Origin of the sequence: Chryseobacterium camelliae (genome assembly GCF_030818575.1) — a bacterium.
Lineage (GTDB): Bacteria > Bacteroidota > Bacteroidia > Flavobacteriales > Weeksellaceae > Chryseobacterium > Chryseobacterium camelliae_A.
This window is the reverse complement of the sequence record NZ_JAUTAL010000001.1, coordinates 3,515,572-3,532,939: the sequence shown is the minus strand read 5'-3', so window position 1 is coordinate 3,532,939 and position 17,368 is coordinate 3,515,572. Positions and strand designations below refer to the sequence as shown.

Genomic DNA, 17,368 nt, shown 5'->3' with positions numbered 1-17,368 from the left:
TGACTTTATGGCAGAAAAAATTTTATTATCTTGCTGAAAATGATTAAGTTTGTGGCCCAAAATTTTGATTATGAATCCCGAAACGGCAACCTATATCGGATATTCAGCTTCGCTGTTCATCGTGCTGAGTTTTATACTGAAAGATGTAAGAAAGATCAGGATCGTTAATCTGATAGGATGCATCTGTTTTGTGATCTACGGGATATTCAGCGGAATGCTCTGGCCTGTGATCATTCCCAACGGGCTGATCTGCTTTATCCAGCTGTATCATCTAATGGCAGGAAAGAAAGCCGATGCGTAAGAAATTGATCATTTCAGCATTCAGTAACCTGTATACCGATCAGCGTATAGAAAAGGTCTGCCGGACGCTTCATGAGAACGGGTACGATATTGAACTGATCGGAAATACTTGGAACGGCGCCGAAGACATGTCCCGGCCATATCCTTTTTCGAGAATAGAGCTGGCCTCAAAAAGCCTTAAAACCGCTTACTTTGAATTCAACTGGAAACTATACAGAATCCTGAAAAAAAAAGCATCCCCGAATGTAATTTTATATGCCAATGATTTGGATGTCCTGGTTCCCAATTATATATTGGCCGGAAAACTGAATATCCCCCTGGTTTTTGACAGTCATGAAATATTTTCCGAAATGCCTGCCATACAGGGCAAAATGTCACAGAAATTATGGCGGTTCACCGAAAAGGCCATCCTTCCCAAACTAAAATTGATGTTGACCGCCAGCGGAAGCTACGCGCAATGGTTTCAAAAAAAGTACGGTGTGAATTCTATAGTCATCCAGAATGCACCCCGAAGAATAGATTTCAATTCTGAAATACCGGAAAACAATCCGAAAATTTTGCTATATCAGGGGGCGATCAACCCGTTCCGTGGCATTGACAAAGCAATCCTGGCCATGCATCATCTTGATGGAGTTATTTTTAAAATAGCTGGGGATGGACCAAGGAAGCATGAGTATGAACAGCTGGTCATAAAAGAAGGCCTTCAGCATAAAGTACAGTTTTTAGGTAAACTGAAACCGGAAGATCTCCGGCTGATCACTCTTACCGCAGACTGTGGGATGAGTATTGAAGAAAACGGCGGCGAAAGCTATTTTTATTCCCTGCCGAACAAGGTCCTCGACTGTATCCAGGCACGCGTACCACTGATCATGTCACGTATGCCTGAAATGGAGAAGATTAAAAATCAGTTTGATGTAGGTGAAATTATTGAAGATCACCGCCCGGAAAATATTGCCAAGGCGGTCCGGAAAATACTGACTAAAGGACGTAAAAGCTTTCAGAATGAACTGGAAAAAGCAGCAGGAGTACTTTGCTGGGAAAATGAAGAAGCCAAACTGTTGCAGATTTTTGAAAAAATACGATAGCCTTATAGAGCGGGTATAAATCAGGTTAAAAGGATGATTCAGGGAGGTTTAAGCGTATATTTATGTTAAATCGATACCCAGATATCTTCCTAAAATTGGCTATCTTTGCATTAGAAATAAATTTATGAAAAGCATCAAAGAAAAACAGCAGGAAATAATTGATGAATTTGCCTTTCTTGAAGACTGGGAACAGAAATATGAATATATCATTGACCTTGGGAAAGAGCTGAAAGGTTTGCCTGAAGATAAAAAGTCTGATGAAAACCTCATCAAAGGCTGCCAGAGCAAAGTATGGATCGATGCTGAGTTCAGGGATGGAAAACTGTATTTCGATGCAGATTCAGACGGGATACTGCCGAAGGGTATTGTTTCATTGCTTACCAGTATTTACAGCGGCCATTCCACGCAGGAAATCTTGGATTCTGATTTCGATTTCATTTCCGAGATAGGATTGCAGGAATTTCTCTCTCCGTCCAGGGCCAACGGACTGATGGCTATGACAAAACAGATTAAATTTTACGCTGTAGCGTACCAGTTGAAGGCATAATCAACCGTGACAAGAATTTTAGCATACCGTTTTTCAGCATTTGGTGACGTCGCCATGACGGCCCCGGTTTTCCGTGATTTCCTGGAACAGAATCCGGATGTGGAAATTATTATGGTGTCCAGGAAAAATTTCGAAAGCCTGTTCTCCGGGATTCCCCGTGTTATTTTCAAAGGGATAGACCTGGATGATTATAAGGGGTTTTTCGGTCTGCGAAGATTGGCGCATGAACTGATCAAAGAGTTCCAGCCTGATATCATAGCCAATCTCCATGATGTCATCCGTACAAAAGTCCTGGACAAGATTTATGGCAGGAGGGGACTGAAAGTATTTAAGATTGATAAAGGAAAAGAAGAGAAAGAACATTTAACAGATATCTGGAACCTGGATAAAGTACAGCTAAAGAAAACAGTGGAGCGCTATGCCGATGTGTTCCGGAAGATGGGGTTTCAGGTTGAACTTTCGCATGCGTTACGTCCACAGGTAACTCTTAAATCAGGCATCGGTTTTGCTCCTTTCGCCCAGCACAAAGGCAAAATGCTTTCTCTGGAAAAATCGTATGAACTGGCCCGGATCCTGGCACAGAAAAAAAAGATTTATTTTTTCGGGGGAGGTCCTAAAGAAACGGAGACCCTTAACCAATGGGAAAAAGAGATTCCCAATACGGTAAGCCTGGCCGGCAAGCTGAGCTTATCTGAAGAACTTAAGACTATTGCCGGGCTTGAGCTTATGATTTCCATGGATTCTGCCAATATGCACCTGGCCAGCCTCGCAGGAACCCGTTGTGTCTCCGTCTGGGGGCAGACGCATCCGTATGCCGGATTTTTAGGGTTCGGACAGAGTGAAGATGATGTGGTTGAGGTTAAGGACCTTACTTGCAGGCCGTGCTCTGTTTTCGGCGATAAAGAATGCTTCAGGGGAGACTGGGCATGTCTTGGGGAACTCAATATTCAGAAAATTATCGATAAAATTTCTTCGGAATGAAAATTTCCGTCTGCATTCCGGTATACAATTTCGATGTCAGGGAGCTCGTTGCTGCGCTCAACAGGGAAATTTATGTATATACGCTGGATGCAGAAATCATCCTGATAGATGATGCATCAGAAAATTCGTTCAGCGAAATCAATAGGGAATTGGTAGGCAAGGTGCATCATTTTGTCTTTCTGAAACAGAATATCGGGCGTTCCAGGATCAGGAATCGGTTTATACAGTATGCCGTTGGAGACTATTTATTATTCCTGGACTGTGACGTCAGGATCGACAACCCTGCCTTTCTGCGGAGATATATTGCTGAACTCAGGCAAAACCCGGTACCGGAGCTTATTTACGGGAACTTTAAAATCTCGGAACAGCATTCCGGAAGCCTCAGAAACCGCTATTCCGTTGCAAGGGAAATCTTCTCCGGGGAAAGATCTTCTGATATTTCAATTTTTAAAACCGTCAATTTTGCCATTAAAAAAGAGGTGCTGATACAGTTTCCATTCAATGAAGACCTTACCGGGTATGGGTATGAGGATTATGTCTTTGCCAAACTTCTGGAAAAAAACGGAATCAGCTTTCTGGCTTTTAACAATCCTGTTATCCATGTAGATGATACGGATAATGCTGTTTTCCTGAAGAAAACGGAAGTAAGCATGGATACTCTATACGGATTGATGACGAGTGCAGAAAACAGCCCGTTCATTCAGGATATCCGCGTGTATCGGGCAGCCACGAAACTAAAGAAGCTTAAACTGGATGCTGCATTTCTGGTTATGTACGGAATAGCCGGGAAGATACTATACCGTAACCTGGTATCAGAAAACCCCAAAATCAGGCTCTTGGACATTTATAAGCTGGCATTGCTCCTGGGAAAAATGAAATAAAAAAATCTCCCAGAAACCTGAGAGATCTTTTGTGGGTCCTGAGGGATTCGAACCCCCGACCCTCTGGGTGTAAACCAGATGCTCTGAACCAACTGAGCTAAGAACCCGAATTTTTTTGAAAGGTTTCGTTTCCTTTTCTGTGGGTCCTGAGGGATTCGAACCCCCGACCCTCTGGGTGTAAACCAGATGCTCTGAACCAACTGAGCTAAGAACCCTCTATACTTGTTTTCTCGTTTAGAGTGGTGCAAATATACGACTTATTCGGAAATCTCCAAATTTTTTTCTAAAAATTCTCCCACTACAAAATTACTCCCCCCAATAAAAATCATTTCATTTTTCATACATTCCTGTTTAGCAGAAAGATAGGCTTCCTGTACAGAATTGTAAATTTTATAATTTATTTTTGCCGCTTTCAGGAGGTCTTCATACTCTTCCGGGTGCCTGCCTCTGTGGATGGACGGTTTTGCAAAATAGAAAACTGCATTTTCCGGAAGAAGGCGCATGACTTCATCAATCTTTTTGTCATTCACAAATCCAAGGATAACGTGCTTACGGCGGTCTATCGAATTCAGCTGTGCAAAAACCTGCTCTAGACCTGCCTGGTTATGGGCGGTATCGCAGATGGTCAGCGGATCTTTGGAGAACTCAAACCATCGCCCTATAAATCCGGTATTCTGATGCACGTGCATCAGACCGTGCTCAATATGCGCTTCTGAAATCTTTACGTTTTGTTTTTGCAGCTCATGGATAATCCCTAAAACTACCCGGATATTCTTTTTCTGATAGTTTCCTTTAAGGTCAGATTGCAGGTTTGTTGCTATCTCGGTAGCATCTGAAAAAGGGGCATTTTCCTGCTTTGCCTTTTTCCTGAGGATGTTTTTGACCGAATCCTGCTCATCTCCTGATATCACAGGGATTCCGGATTTGATGATTCCGGCCTTTTCGGCAGCGATTTCTTCAATAGTGTCTCCAAGGATATTCTGATGGTCTAGCTGTACATTTGTGATGGCTGAAACCATGGGCAGGATGATGTTCGTGGAGTCCAGCCGGCCTCCGAGACCCACTTCAATAATGGCAAAATCCACCTGCTTATGGTAGAAGTATTCAAAAGCCATAATGGTGGTAAACTCAAAAAAGGAGGGTTGTATATCTTCCGGCAGTTGCTTCAGCTTCATAATAAAATCGTACACGAAACTTTTGTCGCAGTTTTTACCGTTTACCTTAATCCGCTCCGTAAAATCGATAAGATGGGGAGAATTGTACAGGCCTACTGAATACCCGGCTTCCTGGAGCACGGAGGCCAGCATATTGCTGATAGACCCTTTTCCGTTGGTCCCTCCGATATGGATGCAGCGTATTTTTTCCTGAGGATTTCCAAAGAATTCACAGAGGCGGATGATATTGTGCAGCCCGGGTTTATAAGCTTTCTGCCCGTCAATCTGGTAGTTGGGCGCCTGTACAAATAGCCATTCAACGGCTTCGCGGTATTGTTCTGCTGTCATGGTGCAAAATTCTCAAAAGTTTTTTTAAAAAGGAATATTTAATTGTACGGAACTGTAACTTTTTTATATTTGAGGCGTCTAATCAGGTAAAAATTAGCATGAAAAAAGTTTTGATAATTATTCTGGGACTGTCTTATCTGGGAGCTAATGCCCAGAAAAAGTGGTCTTTGAGGGAATGTGTGGATTATGCGGTACAGCATAACCTGCAGGTGATCCAAAATGAATATTCAAAACAGATTCAGGATGCCAACCTCAAGATGGCTAAAAGGGAATACCTGCCTTCGGTTTCAGGAAGCATCAGCAATTCGGCAAGTTTCGGGCAGACCCAGTTTATCAATACCAGTATCAGGAATGATAACTTCAGCAACAGTGCCAATGTAGGGGCCAATATTACCGTATTCAACAACGGAAGAATAGAGAAAAATATCCGGAAGACGGAATATGATGTACAGGCCAGCCAGTATGATATAGAAACAGTAAAGAATGATATATCGCTTCAGATCGCCCAACAATATCTGACGACCTTGCTGAATAAGGAAATCGTTAAAATCTCTGAGGCAGCCGTTGAAAATGCGCAAAAACAGTACGACAGGGCGAAAATCACCACTCAGGTAGGAACGACTGCCCAGACTGTACTTGCAGAAGCAGAATCCGGACTGGCGAGGGAGAAACAAAACCTCAAGACCGCCGAGATCAATGTCGGCAGAAGCCTGTTTGCCCTGGCACAGCTTTTACAGCTTAAAGAATATCGGGATTTCGATGTGGAAGATGTGAATGTCCCGGATCAGTTGGCTCCTCAGCTTCAGTCTGTGGAAGAGGTTCTGGAAACCGCATACCAGACGCAGCCCCAGATTAAAGCTGCAGAAAGCAGAATACGGTCTGCAGAAGCACAGACGGAAATTACCCGGACATCATTCTGGCCTACCTTGACGGCAAGTGCAGGCCTGGGCAGTTTTTACAATAACCGTTTGAACACCAATATTACAGGTGTTGATATCAACGGTATCCCGGTTGTTGAACGCAGTTTCTTTCAGCAGTACAAAGATAATTTCGGCCAGCAACTGGCGCTTTCACTGAATGTACCATTGTTTAACAAGGGGATTACGAAACTGCAGGTAGAACAGTCCAAAATCAATGAAAATGTTGCTAAAAATTCCCTGGAACAGCAGAAACAGGCGGTAAGGCAGAATGTTCAGAAGGCCCAGTTTGATGTGGATGCCAATTATGAGGCCTATCTTGCTGCGGTAGAGGCCGAGAAAAGTACCCGCTTATCCCTGGATTTTGCAGATAAAAGCTATGCAGCAGGAAGGTCGACCATCTATGATGTGAATGTTGCCCGTAATAATTATGCCAATGCGCAGGGCTCCGTAGCACAGGCAAAGTTTAATTATCTCTTCAGCCTCAAACTGCTGAACTTCTATGCGGGAATTCCGTTAAGCCTGTAAAATGTCTATTCATAACCTCGAAAAATATTTACCTCCCAATACACTTCAATACCTGAAAATCTGGTTTTCAGATTATTATATCCATATCAAAATTACCCGTGACCGGCATTCAAAACTTGGAGATTACAGAAAATTGCCGGACCGGTCGCATGAGATAACCATCAATTCCACATTAGCCCCTCAACTTTTTTTCTTTGTCCTTACGCATGAGCTGGCCCATCTGATTGCCTTTGAAAAATATGGGAGAAGGATTTACCCGCACGGGCCGGAGTGGAAAGATACCTTCCGGAAAATGCTCCTGGAAAGCCTGGAAGTGTACGAGCAGGATCTGAGGCCTATCATTACACGATTCTCCAAATCTCCCAAAGCCAATTTTATGTCCAGCCCGGAGCTAGTAAGATATTTCCACATCGGAAGGGAAGAAGATGACCTCCAGTTTATGGAAGAGCTCAAAAAAGGAGATTCCTTTATGTACCGTAACGAGAAGTATTTATTGGAGGGTCTGATCAAAAAAAACTATCTTTGCAGGAACCTGGTTACCGGAAGGCAATACTCTTTCAAGCCGTTGGCCAGAGTGAAAAAATGTAGTTAAAGATGGTAAGATCAGATCAATACTGTGTCATCATGGCAGGAGGGATAGGAAGCCGGTTCTGGCCGATGAGCACGCAGAAGTTTCCCAAACAGTTTCAGGATATCCTGGGTGTAGGACGTACGATGATTCAGCAGACCTACGACAGAATCCGCAAAATTGTTCCGGATGAAAACATATTTGTCATTACCAATAAAGAATACGTAAGTCTTTCCCATCAGCAGCTGCCGGAAATTCCGGAGCAGAACATCGTAGGGGAGCCTTTAGCCAAAAATACGGCTGCATGTAACCTTTACATGGCCAATAAAATTGCTGAAATCAATCCTGATGCACAAATGATTGTTTTACCGGCAGATCACCTTATCCTGCGTGAGGAAGTATTTCTTGAGAAAGCAAGTTTAGCTTTTGAAATTGCTTCGAAAAACGATTATCTTATTACGTTGGGCATTACACCCACAAGACCTGATACGGGATACGGTTACATCCAGTTCGTTGATAAAAAAGGATCCGAATATTTTAAAATAAAAACATTCACGGAAAAACCTATCCTTGAAATCGCCAAATCATTCCTGGAGAGCGGCGATTTCCTCTGGAATGCGGGTATTTTCGTGTGGAGTGTAAAATCCATACTTTCTGCGTTTGACAAATACCTCCCTGAAATGACCCAGCAGTTCATGGCCTGCGAATACAATGCCGATGGGGAAGAAGGGTGCATAGAATTGATTTATCCTAAGCTTCAGAAAATATCCATAGATAACGGGATCCTGGAAAAGGCCAAAAACGTATATGTCATTCCTTCCGATCTGGGATGGAGCGACTTGGGAACCTGGACGTCCGTCTACGAAAACACGGAAAAAGATGAAAATCAGAATGCCGTCAAGCAAAAACACGTCCTCACATACCATTCCAGTGGAAATATCGTTCATATAAAGAACAGCAATAAGGCTGTGGTGATAGACGGGCTTAAAGATTATATCGTAGTGGATACCGATAAGGTACTGATGATCTGCCCGAGAGAACATGACCAGCTGATTAAAGATTATGTGCTGGATTTAAAAAACCTCAAGAAAGGGGATAAATTTATTTAACAGGACAGGCTTACAGCCTATTTGAAGTATGACCAATACCATCAGGAAAAATATTGTCTGTATTTTTTTATTTCTGGGCGTATGCATTACAGCTCAGGAAAAAAAACAGTTGGGCAGCATTCCACAGATCCTTCAATCCATCATACCCAATGACCGGACAGATTTCTGGGTCTTGGTTCATAATCATTATGGAAAAAATGAGGAGCTGAAAATTTCCGGAGTGAAAAAAGAGTATATCCCGCAGTCTTCCGGATTCAATCTTTTCCCTGAAGAAGACAGCTTCTACTATATTGCTTATTCAAGAGCGGGAAAAATTGACTATATAACGGATCTTTCAGGCCTTAAAACATTTATCGGGGCTATTGATAATGTTGAGGAAGCGGTTATTGACGCAACAGCGGAAGGCTATTTTATCGACGAGGAATTCAAAAATGTAGCCGGGAATTACTATCAGGATGCCTCAAACTATTACATTGACCTGGGAAAGCTGACTTCAAAGGAGTGCCCGTACCAGAAAACACATTTTACACTTACGGTTAACAAGTCCAGTGGAAAAGTAACCAATGTAAAGGATAATGGAACGTATATCGAGTTATACAATAAGAAGTGTGTCAACAATCCGAGGCTTTTAAAAATAGAAAAAAAAGAAATGCCGGCAGATGAACCTAAAAAAGCAAAACAACCAGCCCGAAGAAAATAGCTTTTACGAAACCGAAAGGCTTATTATCCAGCCGGTTTCATTAGATGATGCCGCCTTTATCCTGGAATTACACAACAGCCCGAACTTTATCCGGTACATTGGTGACCGTGGATTGAGAAGCATTCACGATGCAGAGCAGTATATCAATAAAAGATTTATTCCCCAGTTTGAAAGATCAGGTTTTGGGAATTACGTCATAACAGAAAAATACGGAGGTAAAAAGGTTGGGGCAGTAGGAATCTTTGAACGGGAAGGGCTTGATGTTGCCGATATAGGATTTTCCTTTCTTGGGGAATTTGAAGGTAGAGGCTATGGTTTTGAAGCGGCCACAAAAGTAAAATCCGTTGGCATGGTAGACTTTGGACTGACCAAATTATCTGCGATTACCACAAAGGACAATTTTGCTTCCCAGAAATTAATCGGGAAGCTGGGGCTCAAATTCAAAAAGTATGTAACGATCCCTAATGATGATGAAGAGCTGATGTATTTTGAAACAGAGTAGAGCCCTAATCCCGGCCCTTCCGTTTTACCCTTCCAGGATCTGCGCTGCGGCCGTTTTTGAAGTAACTTTATCAATAACCCTTACACAAATCCCTTTTTCATCAAAAATAAAAGTGGTCCTTACAATTCCCATATAGGTTTTCCCAAAATTGTTTTTTTCCTGCCAAACCCCGAATTTTTCAACGATATCATGATTCTCATCGGCAATCAGGTCATAAGGAAATGCAAATTTACTGTGGAAGTTTTTCTGTTTTTTTACAGAATCCGCACTGATTCCCAGTAATGTATATCCGGCTTTCTCGAGCTCTGAATAATGGTCGCTGAGGTTGCATGCTTCTACCGTACAGGTTGGTGTATTGGCCTGAGGATAAAAGAATACCACCAGTTTCTTACCGATCAGTTCAGATGAAGCTATGGTTTTGCCGTCCTGATTGGTGCCTTTAAATTCTGGTAAATGGTCTCCGATTTTCAACATAATATTTTAATTTTGTTCAAATTTAATAGTTACATGACAAAAAAGCAAAGAGCCGAGCTCGTTCAGCGCGAATTAGAAAAGTTATACCCTCAGGTGCCTGTTCCCCTGGATCATACCGATCCTTTTACGCTGCTCGTAGCAGTAGCCCTTTCTGCACAGACCACAGATAAAAAAGTCAATCAGGTAACGCCTGATCTCTTCCGGGTAGCCGGGACACCACAGAGGATGGCACGGCTGGAGGTTTTTGAAATTAAGGAACTGATTAAAGAAATAGGGCTTTCCAATCAAAAAGCCAAGAACCTGAAAAGAATGGCCGAACTACTGATAGAAAAGCACGGCGGGCAGGTTCCTGCTACGTATGAAGAGCTGGAAGCTCTGCCGGGAGTAGGGCATAAAACGGCTTCTGTGGTGATGAGCCAGGCCTTTGGATTTCCTGCCTTTCCCGTAGATACCCATATCCACCGCCTGATGACTTTATGGAAACTGACTTCCGGAAAAAATGTGGTAGAAACTGAAAAAGATGCCAAGAAAATTTTTCCTGAAAGCGCCTGGAACAAGCTCCACCTCCAAATCATTTATTACGGGAGAGAGTATTCCCCGGCACGTGGAAAAGGAGAAAAGGATTTTATTACGAAAATGATGTTTGAGAAATAATTCAATTATTTTAGTGCTATGTTTGCTGGTCTTTTATAAAAACTACTTTGAAATAGCTCGCGAAGCACTTCGTTTAGCAAAGGCATTATTTTCCTAGCTAATAATACATATTTGAAATGTGTTTTTCAGATTAAAAGCTTGATAATAAATATGATACTAATGGTAAAGTAGGATGAAAGACTTGTAGACATCCTGATTCTGAATTTTTGCCTGGACGGTATTTATAACAAAAGTATTGCCACCTTTGTTTTCCAGAATTTTGAGAATTTTATTTTCAAAATTAATTATGTTGATATGAGTCGTGAATAAGTCATTCATAATCGATTATCCAACAATCTTCTGTGATAATTGATCTGCCCCAGATGATAGCCCAGATGAGTAAGCAGATGGATCAGGAAGTAATCGGTTGTCATTGCACTTTCAAAAACAACCAATGGATATTCTTTTTTCAGGTCTTCATCAGACAATTGAGAAAGTACTGAATCTATCATTGCAGCAGTCGCTTTCACCTTTTCAATAAGCTCCGCTTTGGGAATATCCTTCAACGAAAATTCAAGGTCACGCTGTCTTACATATCCTGTGTTTCCAAGCTGCGCTCCGATAAAATGATTAAGATTTCCCACCAGATGAAGGACGAGGTTACCCGTAGAGTTGGCAATATTTTTATCAGTTTTCCAAAGATTTTCTTCGTTTTGATAAGCTTCCAGCTCTGTTTTTAATTTATCTAAATCTCTGTTGTAAAGAGATCTTAGACTTTCTGTGATCATATCAGTTTTTTTTATAAAATTAAAAAGGGTACTTCGTTTAATTGATACCCTTTTTAAGTCTGTTTATTTTTGCTTTTTTGCCCAGAGTTCCATCTTCCTGTTAAGAACATCCAGCGGAAGGCATCCCTGGTTCAGTATTTCATCATGGAACTTGGCCAGGCTGAATTTTTTTCCTAATTCTTTCTGATACTGTTCCCTTAGCTCACGGATCCTTAAAGATCCGATTTTATACCCCAGCGCCTGTCCGGGCATAGCCATATAGCGTTCCACTTCTGCCGTTGCACCGGCTTCGTCATAGGCAATATTGTTAAGGAAATATTTGATGGCATCCTCACGGGTCATTTTTCCGGTATGCAGCCCGGTATCCACCACCAGCCTCACCGCTCTCAGCATCTGGTCGCTCAGGTAGCCCATTTTCTGGTATGGGTCTGTATAAAGCCCGAATTCAGGCCCTAAAGTTTCGCAGTAATGCGCCCAGCCTTCGCCATAGGCACCGAACCAGCCAAATCGCATGAACTTGGGAAGTTTGGTGTTTTCCTGCTGAAGAGAAACCTGGTAATGGTGCCCGGGAATTGCTTCGTGAAGAAACAGTGATTCCATGCCGGATGTAACATTGAACTTAGACGGATCAGGAAGCGGCACATAAAAAATACCAGGCCTCTTTCCATCTGCCGTACCCTGGATATATTCGGCACTTGCACTGGCTTCCCTGAATTTTTCGGTCTGCCTGATTTCAAATTTTGTTTTCGGGGTTACGCTGAACATGGTTTTCAGCTTAGGGGTGATCTTGGTTAAGATCGCATTGAAGGCATCCAGCACCTCTTTGGAGGTTTTATACGGCATGGCTTTCGGGTCTGTCTTTACATAGCTGATGAACTCTTCAAGCGTTCCCTTAAAACCTACCTGCTGTTTTACCTTCTCCATCTCAGCGCGGAGCATGGCAACCTGCTGAAGGCCTGTTTTATTGATCTCTTCAGGGGTGTATTTAGTCGTTGTCCAGCTTTTTACATAGTACCGGTAAATATCGTTCCCATTAGGAAGGCTGTTGTAACCGTCCGTATCTCTGGCTTTAGGCAGGTATTCCTTTTCGAGGAAATCACCCATCCTGGTATAAGCCGGAATGATGTTTTTGGTAACGGATTCTTTATAGAGCGTAGTGTACTGATCCTTCTGTGCCTTTGTAAAGCCTTTCGGGAAATTATTGATCGGTCCGTAGAAAATATTCGTTTTAAGATCAATACTGATGATTTCCGGAGCCCTCATCTGAGGGATCATTTTAATCACAAGTTTCTTGGGCAGCACCATTTTGCTGTTTATTCCTTCCCGGAAATTTTCTGTGGCAGCATTCATCCATTCCGGGAATTTTTCCATTCTTTTCAGCCAGTTATCGTAATCCTGGGTCGTCTTAAACGGCTGAGGACCCTGTCCGCTCCCGTATAACGGAAAGGTAAGCGGCAGGCCTGAAAACTGCGTAAAGGGGATGTATTCAGGATGATAAGCATAGGCTTCTATCTTATCCTGCAGAGTATAATCCAGGACATCATAAACCGTCTTGCTTTCATCGGAAAGCTTTTCATAATCCACATTCTCCAGCTGTTTCTGAACCGAACTGTAAAAAGCGACCTCTCCGGAAATAAAATCTTTATCAATATTAATCGGAAGCTGGTCATTGTATCTGGTGTCTCCCTGCGAAGTTGCATCCAAAGGATACAGTTTAAGGTACTGTTCATAGTAATTGGAGGCAATAGAGTCCAGGTTGGATGGCGTAACCTTTGTCAGGGGAGAATCAGATTTCCTACAGGCAGTAATACCTGCCAGCAGGCCCAGGCTGAGGATGCTTTTTAAGATGATATTTTTCATTTCCGGATCTTTAACGCAAAAATAAGTATTATTAAGATATGACCGGATTTCTGAAAAGGTTGATTTTTAAAAAATAATTTTCAAAACATTTTACACATTCAGCCAATTTTCTATCTTTGTTGAAAACATTTAGCAATCATATTATTACAGCTCTTTTTAAGAAATAATGAAAGGGATTTTAAAAATTTACCATCCGGAAGAAACGCTGAAATACAATATCAGAAATACATATTGTAAAGCGGTCTACAGCAACCAGCAACATTTTTTAGAGGTTGAAATCATTACGGATGACGGTCTGGATCATGTAGAAGATGATTCTTTGCAATACAATTTTCCGCAGCTATCACTTGAAATCATTGATTTTCCTATTGAATCTGCCGAGATAGAAGGGAAAACCTTTACCATCACAGATTCTGATGAGGAAACCTACACGGAAGTAGACCTTTATGATGATGAGGACGCTTATATCTATGATAATGAGCTTTTATTTGAAAAAAATGAAGAGGGTGAGCTGCAGGTGATCTGGAAAGGAACCATTGATGATTTCTATACAGGATCTGATACACCTATTCCTTTCAGGCTGAAATGCGAGTTTAAACAGGACCAGATTGAGATAGACGAAGACTAAAGATCTTTCGCCATTATACCATCCATAAATTTCTTTTCAAATCTTTTTTGAAGGGAAATTTGCTGTTTTTAAGCAAATTTTAAGAGAACGATTCATAATATTCCACTACATTTGTCGTTACAACTTTTATAAAAATACACATTAATGCTGTTAACGGAACTTACTCAGATTTTATTCGCACAGGTTACAACATCTGCAGTGGCAGAAGCACCTAAAAAAGTATTTTCATTTTGGGAAATCATGTTTCACGGAGGCGTATTCGCAAAAATTGTAATGGTTACCGTGTTACTGCTCGGGGTATTTTCTGTATACCTTTTCTTTGAGCGTTTTTTCTTTATCAAAAGAATGGTCTCAAAGACAGATCCCGACTTTATGAATAACATCGAGGATTTTATCCGGGAAGGAAAAATTGAATCTGCTGCAGACTACTGTAAAAGGCAGCATTCCCCGGAAGGAAGGATCCTTGAAAAAGGAATCTCCAGGCTTGGGCGCCCGGTTTCGGATATCGTAAGTGCCATGGAATCACAGGCGCAGGTAGAGGTGGCCAATATGGAAAAAAACCTGAACCTTCTTGCTGTAGTACCAAGTATTGCTCCGATGCTGGGGCTTTTGGGAACGGTAATCGGGATGATAATTGCTTTCTTTGACCTTTCCAATATGGAAGGTGCTTTCTCCCCAAAAACCCTATCGGAAGGTATTTACACGGCATTGGGACAAACGGCGGTGGGTCTTGCAGTAGCTATTCCGGCCAACTTTTTCTACAATATCCTTCTTACCAGAATTGACAAATTCGTGCTGCGAGCGCAGAATATGTCCGGAGAATTCTTAGATCTTATCAACAAACCTTTATAAATCTTTGGTATGAAACCGCAAGGTTCCGTCTGATCCATTTAAACAAACAGTCAACAGATGAAAATTCAGAGAAAAAATAAAGCACGCCCGGAATTCAGTTTAGCTGCGATGACAGACGTTATCCTGCTGATGCTGATCTTCTTCATGATCACTTCCTCCGCAGCCAATCAGAGCGCTATTGATGTGAAGCTGCCGAAAACGGGGGCGGTGGATGATAATATTCCTAATCCGCTGACCGTAAGCATCAAGCCGGACGGATCCTATTTTGTGGATGATGTTCCTGTCAACAGGGCAGATCTGGAACATGCCATCGTAAACAAATTAACCTCGCAAACCAATAAATCATTTACCATACGTGCCGATGAAAGCACGCTGCATAAAGATGTGGTTTTTGCCATGGAAATTGCTGAAAAGCATAAGTTTAACATTGCCATAGCAACCGTTAAAGATAAATAACGGTCCACGGCCGGAAAATTGAGACCGTATGAAAAGCCATACCATAGACAGAAGAGAGGAAAACAAGGACAGGATTAAGAGCGTATTGCTTTCAGTCCTGATCTGGTCTGCCATCCTTCTGTTTGTTTTTTTATATAAACTGACCCCAAAACCTGCAGAACCGGAAAAAGAAGTGGTAACCACCATGCTTGTGAATTTCGGGGACAACAGGAATGGAAACGGGGAAGAGGAACCTGCTGACCAGCCGGGAAGCTTAGCCGCCGCAACTGAAGAAGTTACCGCTGACCCTGTGGAAACGGCGGTTCCCGAGACCAAAACAACCATCGAACCTCAGCCGGAAACAAAAAAATCCGAAGCCAAGGAAAAAATCATTACCGGAAATAACCCCAAGGTTACGATACCTAAAAAAGAAGAATCAAAAGAGAATAAGAAATCAGCGGCCAGTACCAGCGCTTCAAAAAATACCAAAAAATCCGGAGCTACCACAGCCAATTCCAAAACCGGAAATGGTGATGGCAAAGGAACGGCAGCAATCGGAAACCTTATCCGCGGGAGAGGAACCAAAGCAGGAAGCCAGGGTGACGGAAACGGTATAGGAAATGCAGGTGACCCTTTGGGAGGTGACGGAAACGGAGACAGCAAAGTGGGGATTGACAGGAAGCTTGTTGGGTTCATTCCCGGAACTATGGGAAGGGGAGGAGCGCAACCAGCGAATAACTGCACTGCCAGCGGAACCATTACCATTGCTTACACGGTAGATAAAGCCGGAAATGTAGTTTCTGCCAGGAGGTCGGGAGGCACTTCAGACCCCTGCATCAGTTCTACAGCGGTTTCATGGGTGCGGAAATATGTTAAAGCTGAAAAATCCAGTGTTTCTTCCACAGGATCTTATAAAATTACCTTCTAAACGGACAAAGCACTTTATTCAAGTGCTTTTTTTATTTCATTAATCCTGTTGATGACCGGGAGAGCAAAAATACCGCTGGTCTGCAGGTACAGCTCATAAAATGTTTTGGCCTTATCCAGAAAGTCATTGTTCTGTTCAGTCTTTCCTTTAAAGTAAAAAAGGTTGCCCAGCATTTCATAGTAATCTTTATGATCTCTTTCCTGTCTTTCGTTAACGATTGCTATAAGGCCTTCTTTGGTTGTAGAGGAAATCTCTGTGAAACTCATTTTAAAAATGTCCCGCATCAAAGAATCAAAATCCAGTTCTTTCTGCATTAAACTTTCTTCAGGTTTGTCCAGGATCAGTTTTTCGAGTGCCTGGGAAAGCTGACGGATGAGTCGCAGTGTAAATTCTTTATCTGTAATCATAAGTTTTTTCTTTAAAAGTTTAAATAATCTTCCGTAGAAGTCAGTTCACTCCATCTCGCGGAAAGGAATTTGGCATAATTCAGAGCCGAGATCCCGTAAGTACCTAATGAGTGGCCATCATTTACTTCAACCAATACCGTTTCGTTGTTATTATTCAGTCCGAAATCCATCGCAAAGGCTCTGGGTCTTGAAGTGAATGCTTCTAATGCTGACTGAACGGTTTTCACATCAAATGCCGTATCCCATGCTCCTTTGTACCTCCTGATATCCAGAATCTCTCCGTACCGGATAAAACAGCGCCATTCTGTTTTGAAGTTCATCAGTTCGGAACACCATATTTCAGTATCACGATCATCGCTGATGATTCCAAGAAAGTCTTTTTCATCAGCAACAATTTTGCCTGCAAATAATTTGGTTTCTGTTTTGATAAAGATATTCCATTTATCCTTATTTTCAAACAAGGTATTGATGGTTGAGGACCATATTTTCCTTTTTAAAAAAGGCTTCAGTTCTTCAGGGTAGTCAATTTCCTTTTCCGGATGAAAAATCTTTAGATGGCGTAATCTCTTTCTTACATTTCCAATACCGCCGACAACAATGTCTTCCGGATGGAAATCGATAAGATCATCAGCATCAATATACTTTTCAGTCTCAAATCCAAAATGACTCAATCCTTCATAGGCAATAAAAGCATTGACATTGTAAAATTCTCCGTTTTCAGAAGTCTGTATATATGCTTTCAT

21 protein-coding genes and 2 tRNA genes are annotated in these 17,368 nt (G+C 42.0%); 15 read left to right on the top strand and 8 right to left on the bottom strand.

Translation table 11 applies throughout. From position 1 onward, the window contains the following. The first annotated feature begins 70 nt into the window (after nt 1-70). The 5 genes from QE404_RS16240 to QE404_RS16220 all read left to right on the top strand — a co-directional run bounded on the left by QE404_RS16240 (nt 71) and on the right by QE404_RS16220 (nt 3,794). Nucleotides 71-301, top strand: coding sequence for a uroporphyrinogen decarboxylase (locus QE404_RS16240; RefSeq protein WP_307452242.1), 231 nt, complete (start codon nt 71-73; stop codon nt 299-301). Then, on the top strand, nt 294-1,385 hold the full coding sequence (locus QE404_RS16235) for a glycosyltransferase (protein WP_307452241.1): 1,092 nt from the start codon (nt 294-296) through the stop codon (nt 1,383-1,385). Before QE404_RS16240 ends, QE404_RS16235 begins: the two co-directional genes overlap by 8 nt. Nucleotides 1,386-1,509: 124 nt before the next feature. Next, the gene (locus tag QE404_RS16230; protein WP_100076103.1) at nt 1,510-1,932 is read left to right on the top strand and encodes a SufE family protein; all 423 of its coding nucleotides are present in this window, start codon (nt 1,510-1,512) and stop codon (nt 1,930-1,932) included. A 6-nt stretch (nt 1,933-1,938) separates the two neighbouring features. Next, entirely contained in the window at nt 1,939-2,913 is a 975-nt protein-coding gene (locus QE404_RS16225) for a glycosyltransferase family 9 protein (RefSeq protein ID WP_307452239.1), read from the top strand. Further along, nucleotides 2,910-3,794 carry a glycosyltransferase family 2 protein gene (locus QE404_RS16220; RefSeq protein ID WP_307452237.1) on the top strand — a complete coding sequence of 295 codons (885 nt, stop codon included), beginning with the start codon at nt 2,910-2,912 and terminating at the stop codon, nt 3,792-3,794. Before QE404_RS16225 ends, QE404_RS16220 begins: the two co-directional genes overlap by 4 nt. A 32-nt stretch (nt 3,795-3,826) precedes the next feature. Here the strand turns inward: QE404_RS16220 and QE404_RS16215 are convergent. From QE404_RS16215 to QE404_RS16205, 3 genes are all read right to left on the bottom strand, one after another. Next, nucleotides 3,827-3,901: transfer RNA gene (locus QE404_RS16215), tRNA-Val, on the bottom strand. A gap of 33 nt (nt 3,902-3,934) precedes the next feature. Beyond that, nucleotides 3,935-4,009 (bottom strand) — tRNA-Val (locus tag QE404_RS16210). Nucleotides 4,010-4,051: 42 nt separating this feature from the next. Beyond that, complete coding sequence (locus QE404_RS16205) at nt 4,052-5,296, bottom strand: bifunctional folylpolyglutamate synthase/dihydrofolate synthase (RefSeq protein WP_307452235.1); 1,245 nt, start codon at nt 5,294-5,296, stop codon at nt 4,052-4,054. 98 nt (nt 5,297-5,394) lie between these two features. Between QE404_RS16205 and QE404_RS16200 the strand changes: the two genes are divergently transcribed. The 5 genes from QE404_RS16200 to QE404_RS16180 are packed head-to-tail and all read left to right on the top strand — an operon-like array spanning nt 5,395 to nt 9,620. Beyond that, nucleotides 5,395-6,741: a TolC family protein gene (locus QE404_RS16200; protein ID WP_307452233.1), complete on the top strand. Its 1,347-nt coding sequence runs from the start codon at nt 5,395-5,397 to the stop codon at nt 6,739-6,741. A 1-nt stretch (nt 6,742) separates the two neighbouring features. Continuing rightward, nucleotides 6,743-7,333, top strand: coding sequence for a SprT-like domain-containing protein (locus QE404_RS16195; RefSeq protein WP_307452232.1), 591 nt, complete (start codon nt 6,743-6,745; stop codon nt 7,331-7,333). Between the two features lie 2 nt (nt 7,334-7,335). Further along, nucleotides 7,336-8,418 carry a mannose-1-phosphate guanylyltransferase gene (locus QE404_RS16190; protein WP_307452230.1) on the top strand — a complete coding sequence of 361 codons (1,083 nt, stop codon included), beginning with the start codon at nt 7,336-7,338 and terminating at the stop codon, nt 8,416-8,418. Between the two features lie 28 nt (nt 8,419-8,446). Further along, nucleotides 8,447-9,118: a hypothetical protein gene (locus QE404_RS16185; RefSeq protein ID WP_307452228.1), complete on the top strand. Its 672-nt coding sequence runs from the start codon at nt 8,447-8,449 to the stop codon at nt 9,116-9,118. Continuing rightward, complete coding sequence (locus QE404_RS16180; RefSeq protein ID WP_307452227.1) at nt 9,078-9,620, top strand: GNAT family N-acetyltransferase; 543 nt, start codon at nt 9,078-9,080, stop codon at nt 9,618-9,620. The genes QE404_RS16185 and QE404_RS16180 overlap by 41 nt, the downstream gene beginning before the upstream one ends. Before the next feature lie 24 nt (nt 9,621-9,644). On the opposite strand, the gene bcp is transcribed toward QE404_RS16180, so the two are convergent. Then, the gene (gene bcp, locus QE404_RS16175; RefSeq protein ID WP_307452226.1) at nt 9,645-10,094 is read right to left on the bottom strand and encodes a thioredoxin-dependent thiol peroxidase; all 450 of its coding nucleotides are present in this window, start codon (nt 10,092-10,094) and stop codon (nt 9,645-9,647) included. Nucleotides 10,095-10,127: 33 nt separating this feature from the next. Between bcp and nth the strand changes: the two genes are divergently transcribed. Further along, nucleotides 10,128-10,748 carry an endonuclease III gene (nth, locus tag QE404_RS16170; RefSeq protein WP_307452224.1) on the top strand — a complete coding sequence of 207 codons (621 nt, stop codon included), beginning with the start codon at nt 10,128-10,130 and terminating at the stop codon, nt 10,746-10,748. Nucleotides 10,749-11,062: 314 nt separating this feature from the next. On the opposite strand, the gene QE404_RS16165 is transcribed toward nth, so the two are convergent. Both QE404_RS16165 and QE404_RS16160 read right to left on the bottom strand, forming a co-directional pair. Further along, nucleotides 11,063-11,515 carry a DinB family protein gene (locus QE404_RS16165; RefSeq protein WP_307452222.1) on the bottom strand — a complete coding sequence of 151 codons (453 nt, stop codon included), beginning with the start codon at nt 11,513-11,515 and terminating at the stop codon, nt 11,063-11,065. A 63-nt stretch (nt 11,516-11,578) separates the two neighbouring features. Continuing rightward, nucleotides 11,579-13,375, bottom strand: a complete 1,797-nt coding sequence (locus tag QE404_RS16160; protein WP_307452220.1) for a DUF885 domain-containing protein — start codon at nt 13,373-13,375, stop codon at nt 11,579-11,581. 166 nt (nt 13,376-13,541) lie between these two features. Between QE404_RS16160 and QE404_RS16155 the strand changes: the two genes are divergently transcribed. The 4 genes from QE404_RS16155 to QE404_RS16140 all read left to right on the top strand — a co-directional run bounded on the left by QE404_RS16155 (nt 13,542) and on the right by QE404_RS16140 (nt 16,218). Then, nucleotides 13,542-14,003 carry a hypothetical protein gene (locus tag QE404_RS16155; RefSeq protein WP_100076089.1) on the top strand — a complete coding sequence of 154 codons (462 nt, stop codon included), beginning with the start codon at nt 13,542-13,544 and terminating at the stop codon, nt 14,001-14,003. A 144-nt stretch (nt 14,004-14,147) separates the two neighbouring features. Then, a complete protein-coding gene (locus tag QE404_RS16150; protein ID WP_307452218.1) occupies nt 14,148-14,855 on the top strand; it encodes a MotA/TolQ/ExbB proton channel family protein in 708 nt (235 codons plus the stop codon). A gap of 57 nt (nt 14,856-14,912) precedes the next feature. After that, nucleotides 14,913-15,311: an ExbD/TolR family protein gene (locus tag QE404_RS16145; protein WP_307452216.1), complete on the top strand. Its 399-nt coding sequence runs from the start codon at nt 14,913-14,915 to the stop codon at nt 15,309-15,311. A 28-nt stretch (nt 15,312-15,339) separates the two neighbouring features. Continuing rightward, nucleotides 15,340-16,218: a ferric siderophore ABC transporter substrate-binding protein gene (locus QE404_RS16140; protein ID WP_307452214.1), complete on the top strand. Its 879-nt coding sequence runs from the start codon at nt 15,340-15,342 to the stop codon at nt 16,216-16,218. Between the two features lie 14 nt (nt 16,219-16,232). On the opposite strand, the gene QE404_RS16135 is transcribed toward QE404_RS16140, so the two are convergent. Together QE404_RS16135 and QE404_RS16130 are read right to left on the bottom strand one after the other, a co-directional pair. Further along, the gene (locus QE404_RS16135; protein WP_307452213.1) at nt 16,233-16,625 is read right to left on the bottom strand and encodes a hypothetical protein; all 393 of its coding nucleotides are present in this window, start codon (nt 16,623-16,625) and stop codon (nt 16,233-16,235) included. Nucleotides 16,626-16,636: 11 nt separating this feature from the next. Continuing rightward, nucleotides 16,637-17,368 carry an ATP-grasp domain-containing protein gene (locus QE404_RS16130; RefSeq protein ID WP_307452211.1) on the bottom strand — a complete coding sequence of 244 codons (732 nt, stop codon included), beginning with the start codon at nt 17,366-17,368 and terminating at the stop codon, nt 16,637-16,639.

Bases quoted from the DNA above. Each gene is read 5' to 3' on its own strand.
- QE404_RS16240 (WP_307452242.1), top strand. From the start codon at position 71: ATGAATCCCGAAACGGCAACCTATATCGGATATTCAGCTTCGCTGTTC.
- QE404_RS16235 (WP_307452241.1), top strand. From the start codon at position 294: ATGCGTAAGAAATTGATCATTTCAGCATTCAGTAACCTGTATACCGAT.
- QE404_RS16230 (WP_100076103.1), top strand. From the start codon at position 1,510: ATGAAAAGCATCAAAGAAAAACAGCAGGAAATAATTGATGAATTTGCC.
- QE404_RS16220 (WP_307452237.1), top strand. From the start codon at position 2,910: ATGAAAATTTCCGTCTGCATTCCGGTATACAATTTCGATGTCAGGGAG.
- QE404_RS16205 (WP_307452235.1), bottom strand. From the start codon at position 5,296: ATGACAGCAGAACAATACCGCGAAGCCGTTGAATGGCTATTTGTACAG.
- QE404_RS16200 (WP_307452233.1), top strand. From the start codon at position 5,395: ATGAAAAAAGTTTTGATAATTATTCTGGGACTGTCTTATCTGGGAGCT.
- QE404_RS16195 (WP_307452232.1), top strand. From the start codon at position 6,743: ATGTCTATTCATAACCTCGAAAAATATTTACCTCCCAATACACTTCAA.
- QE404_RS16190 (WP_307452230.1), top strand. From the start codon at position 7,336: ATGGTAAGATCAGATCAATACTGTGTCATCATGGCAGGAGGGATAGGA.
- QE404_RS16185 (WP_307452228.1), top strand. From the start codon at position 8,447: ATGACCAATACCATCAGGAAAAATATTGTCTGTATTTTTTTATTTCTG.
- QE404_RS16180 (WP_307452227.1), top strand. From the start codon at position 9,078: ATGAACCTAAAAAAGCAAAACAACCAGCCCGAAGAAAATAGCTTTTAC.
- bcp (WP_307452226.1), bottom strand. From the start codon at position 10,094: ATGTTGAAAATCGGAGACCATTTACCAGAATTTAAAGGCACCAATCAG.
- nth (WP_307452224.1), top strand. From the start codon at position 10,128: ATGACAAAAAAGCAAAGAGCCGAGCTCGTTCAGCGCGAATTAGAAAAG.
- QE404_RS16165 (WP_307452222.1), bottom strand. From the start codon at position 11,515: ATGATCACAGAAAGTCTAAGATCTCTTTACAACAGAGATTTAGATAAA.
- QE404_RS16160 (WP_307452220.1), bottom strand. From the start codon at position 13,375: ATGAAAAATATCATCTTAAAAAGCATCCTCAGCCTGGGCCTGCTGGCA.
- QE404_RS16155 (WP_100076089.1), top strand. From the start codon at position 13,542: ATGAAAGGGATTTTAAAAATTTACCATCCGGAAGAAACGCTGAAATAC.
- QE404_RS16150 (WP_307452218.1), top strand. From the start codon at position 14,148: ATGCTGTTAACGGAACTTACTCAGATTTTATTCGCACAGGTTACAACA.
- QE404_RS16145 (WP_307452216.1), top strand. From the start codon at position 14,913: ATGAAAATTCAGAGAAAAAATAAAGCACGCCCGGAATTCAGTTTAGCT.
- QE404_RS16140 (WP_307452214.1), top strand. From the start codon at position 15,340: ATGAAAAGCCATACCATAGACAGAAGAGAGGAAAACAAGGACAGGATT.
- QE404_RS16135 (WP_307452213.1), bottom strand. From the start codon at position 16,625: ATGATTACAGATAAAGAATTTACACTGCGACTCATCCGTCAGCTTTCC.
- QE404_RS16130 (WP_307452211.1), bottom strand. From the start codon at position 17,368: ATGAAAGCATATATACAGACTTCTGAAAACGGAGAATTTTACAATGTC.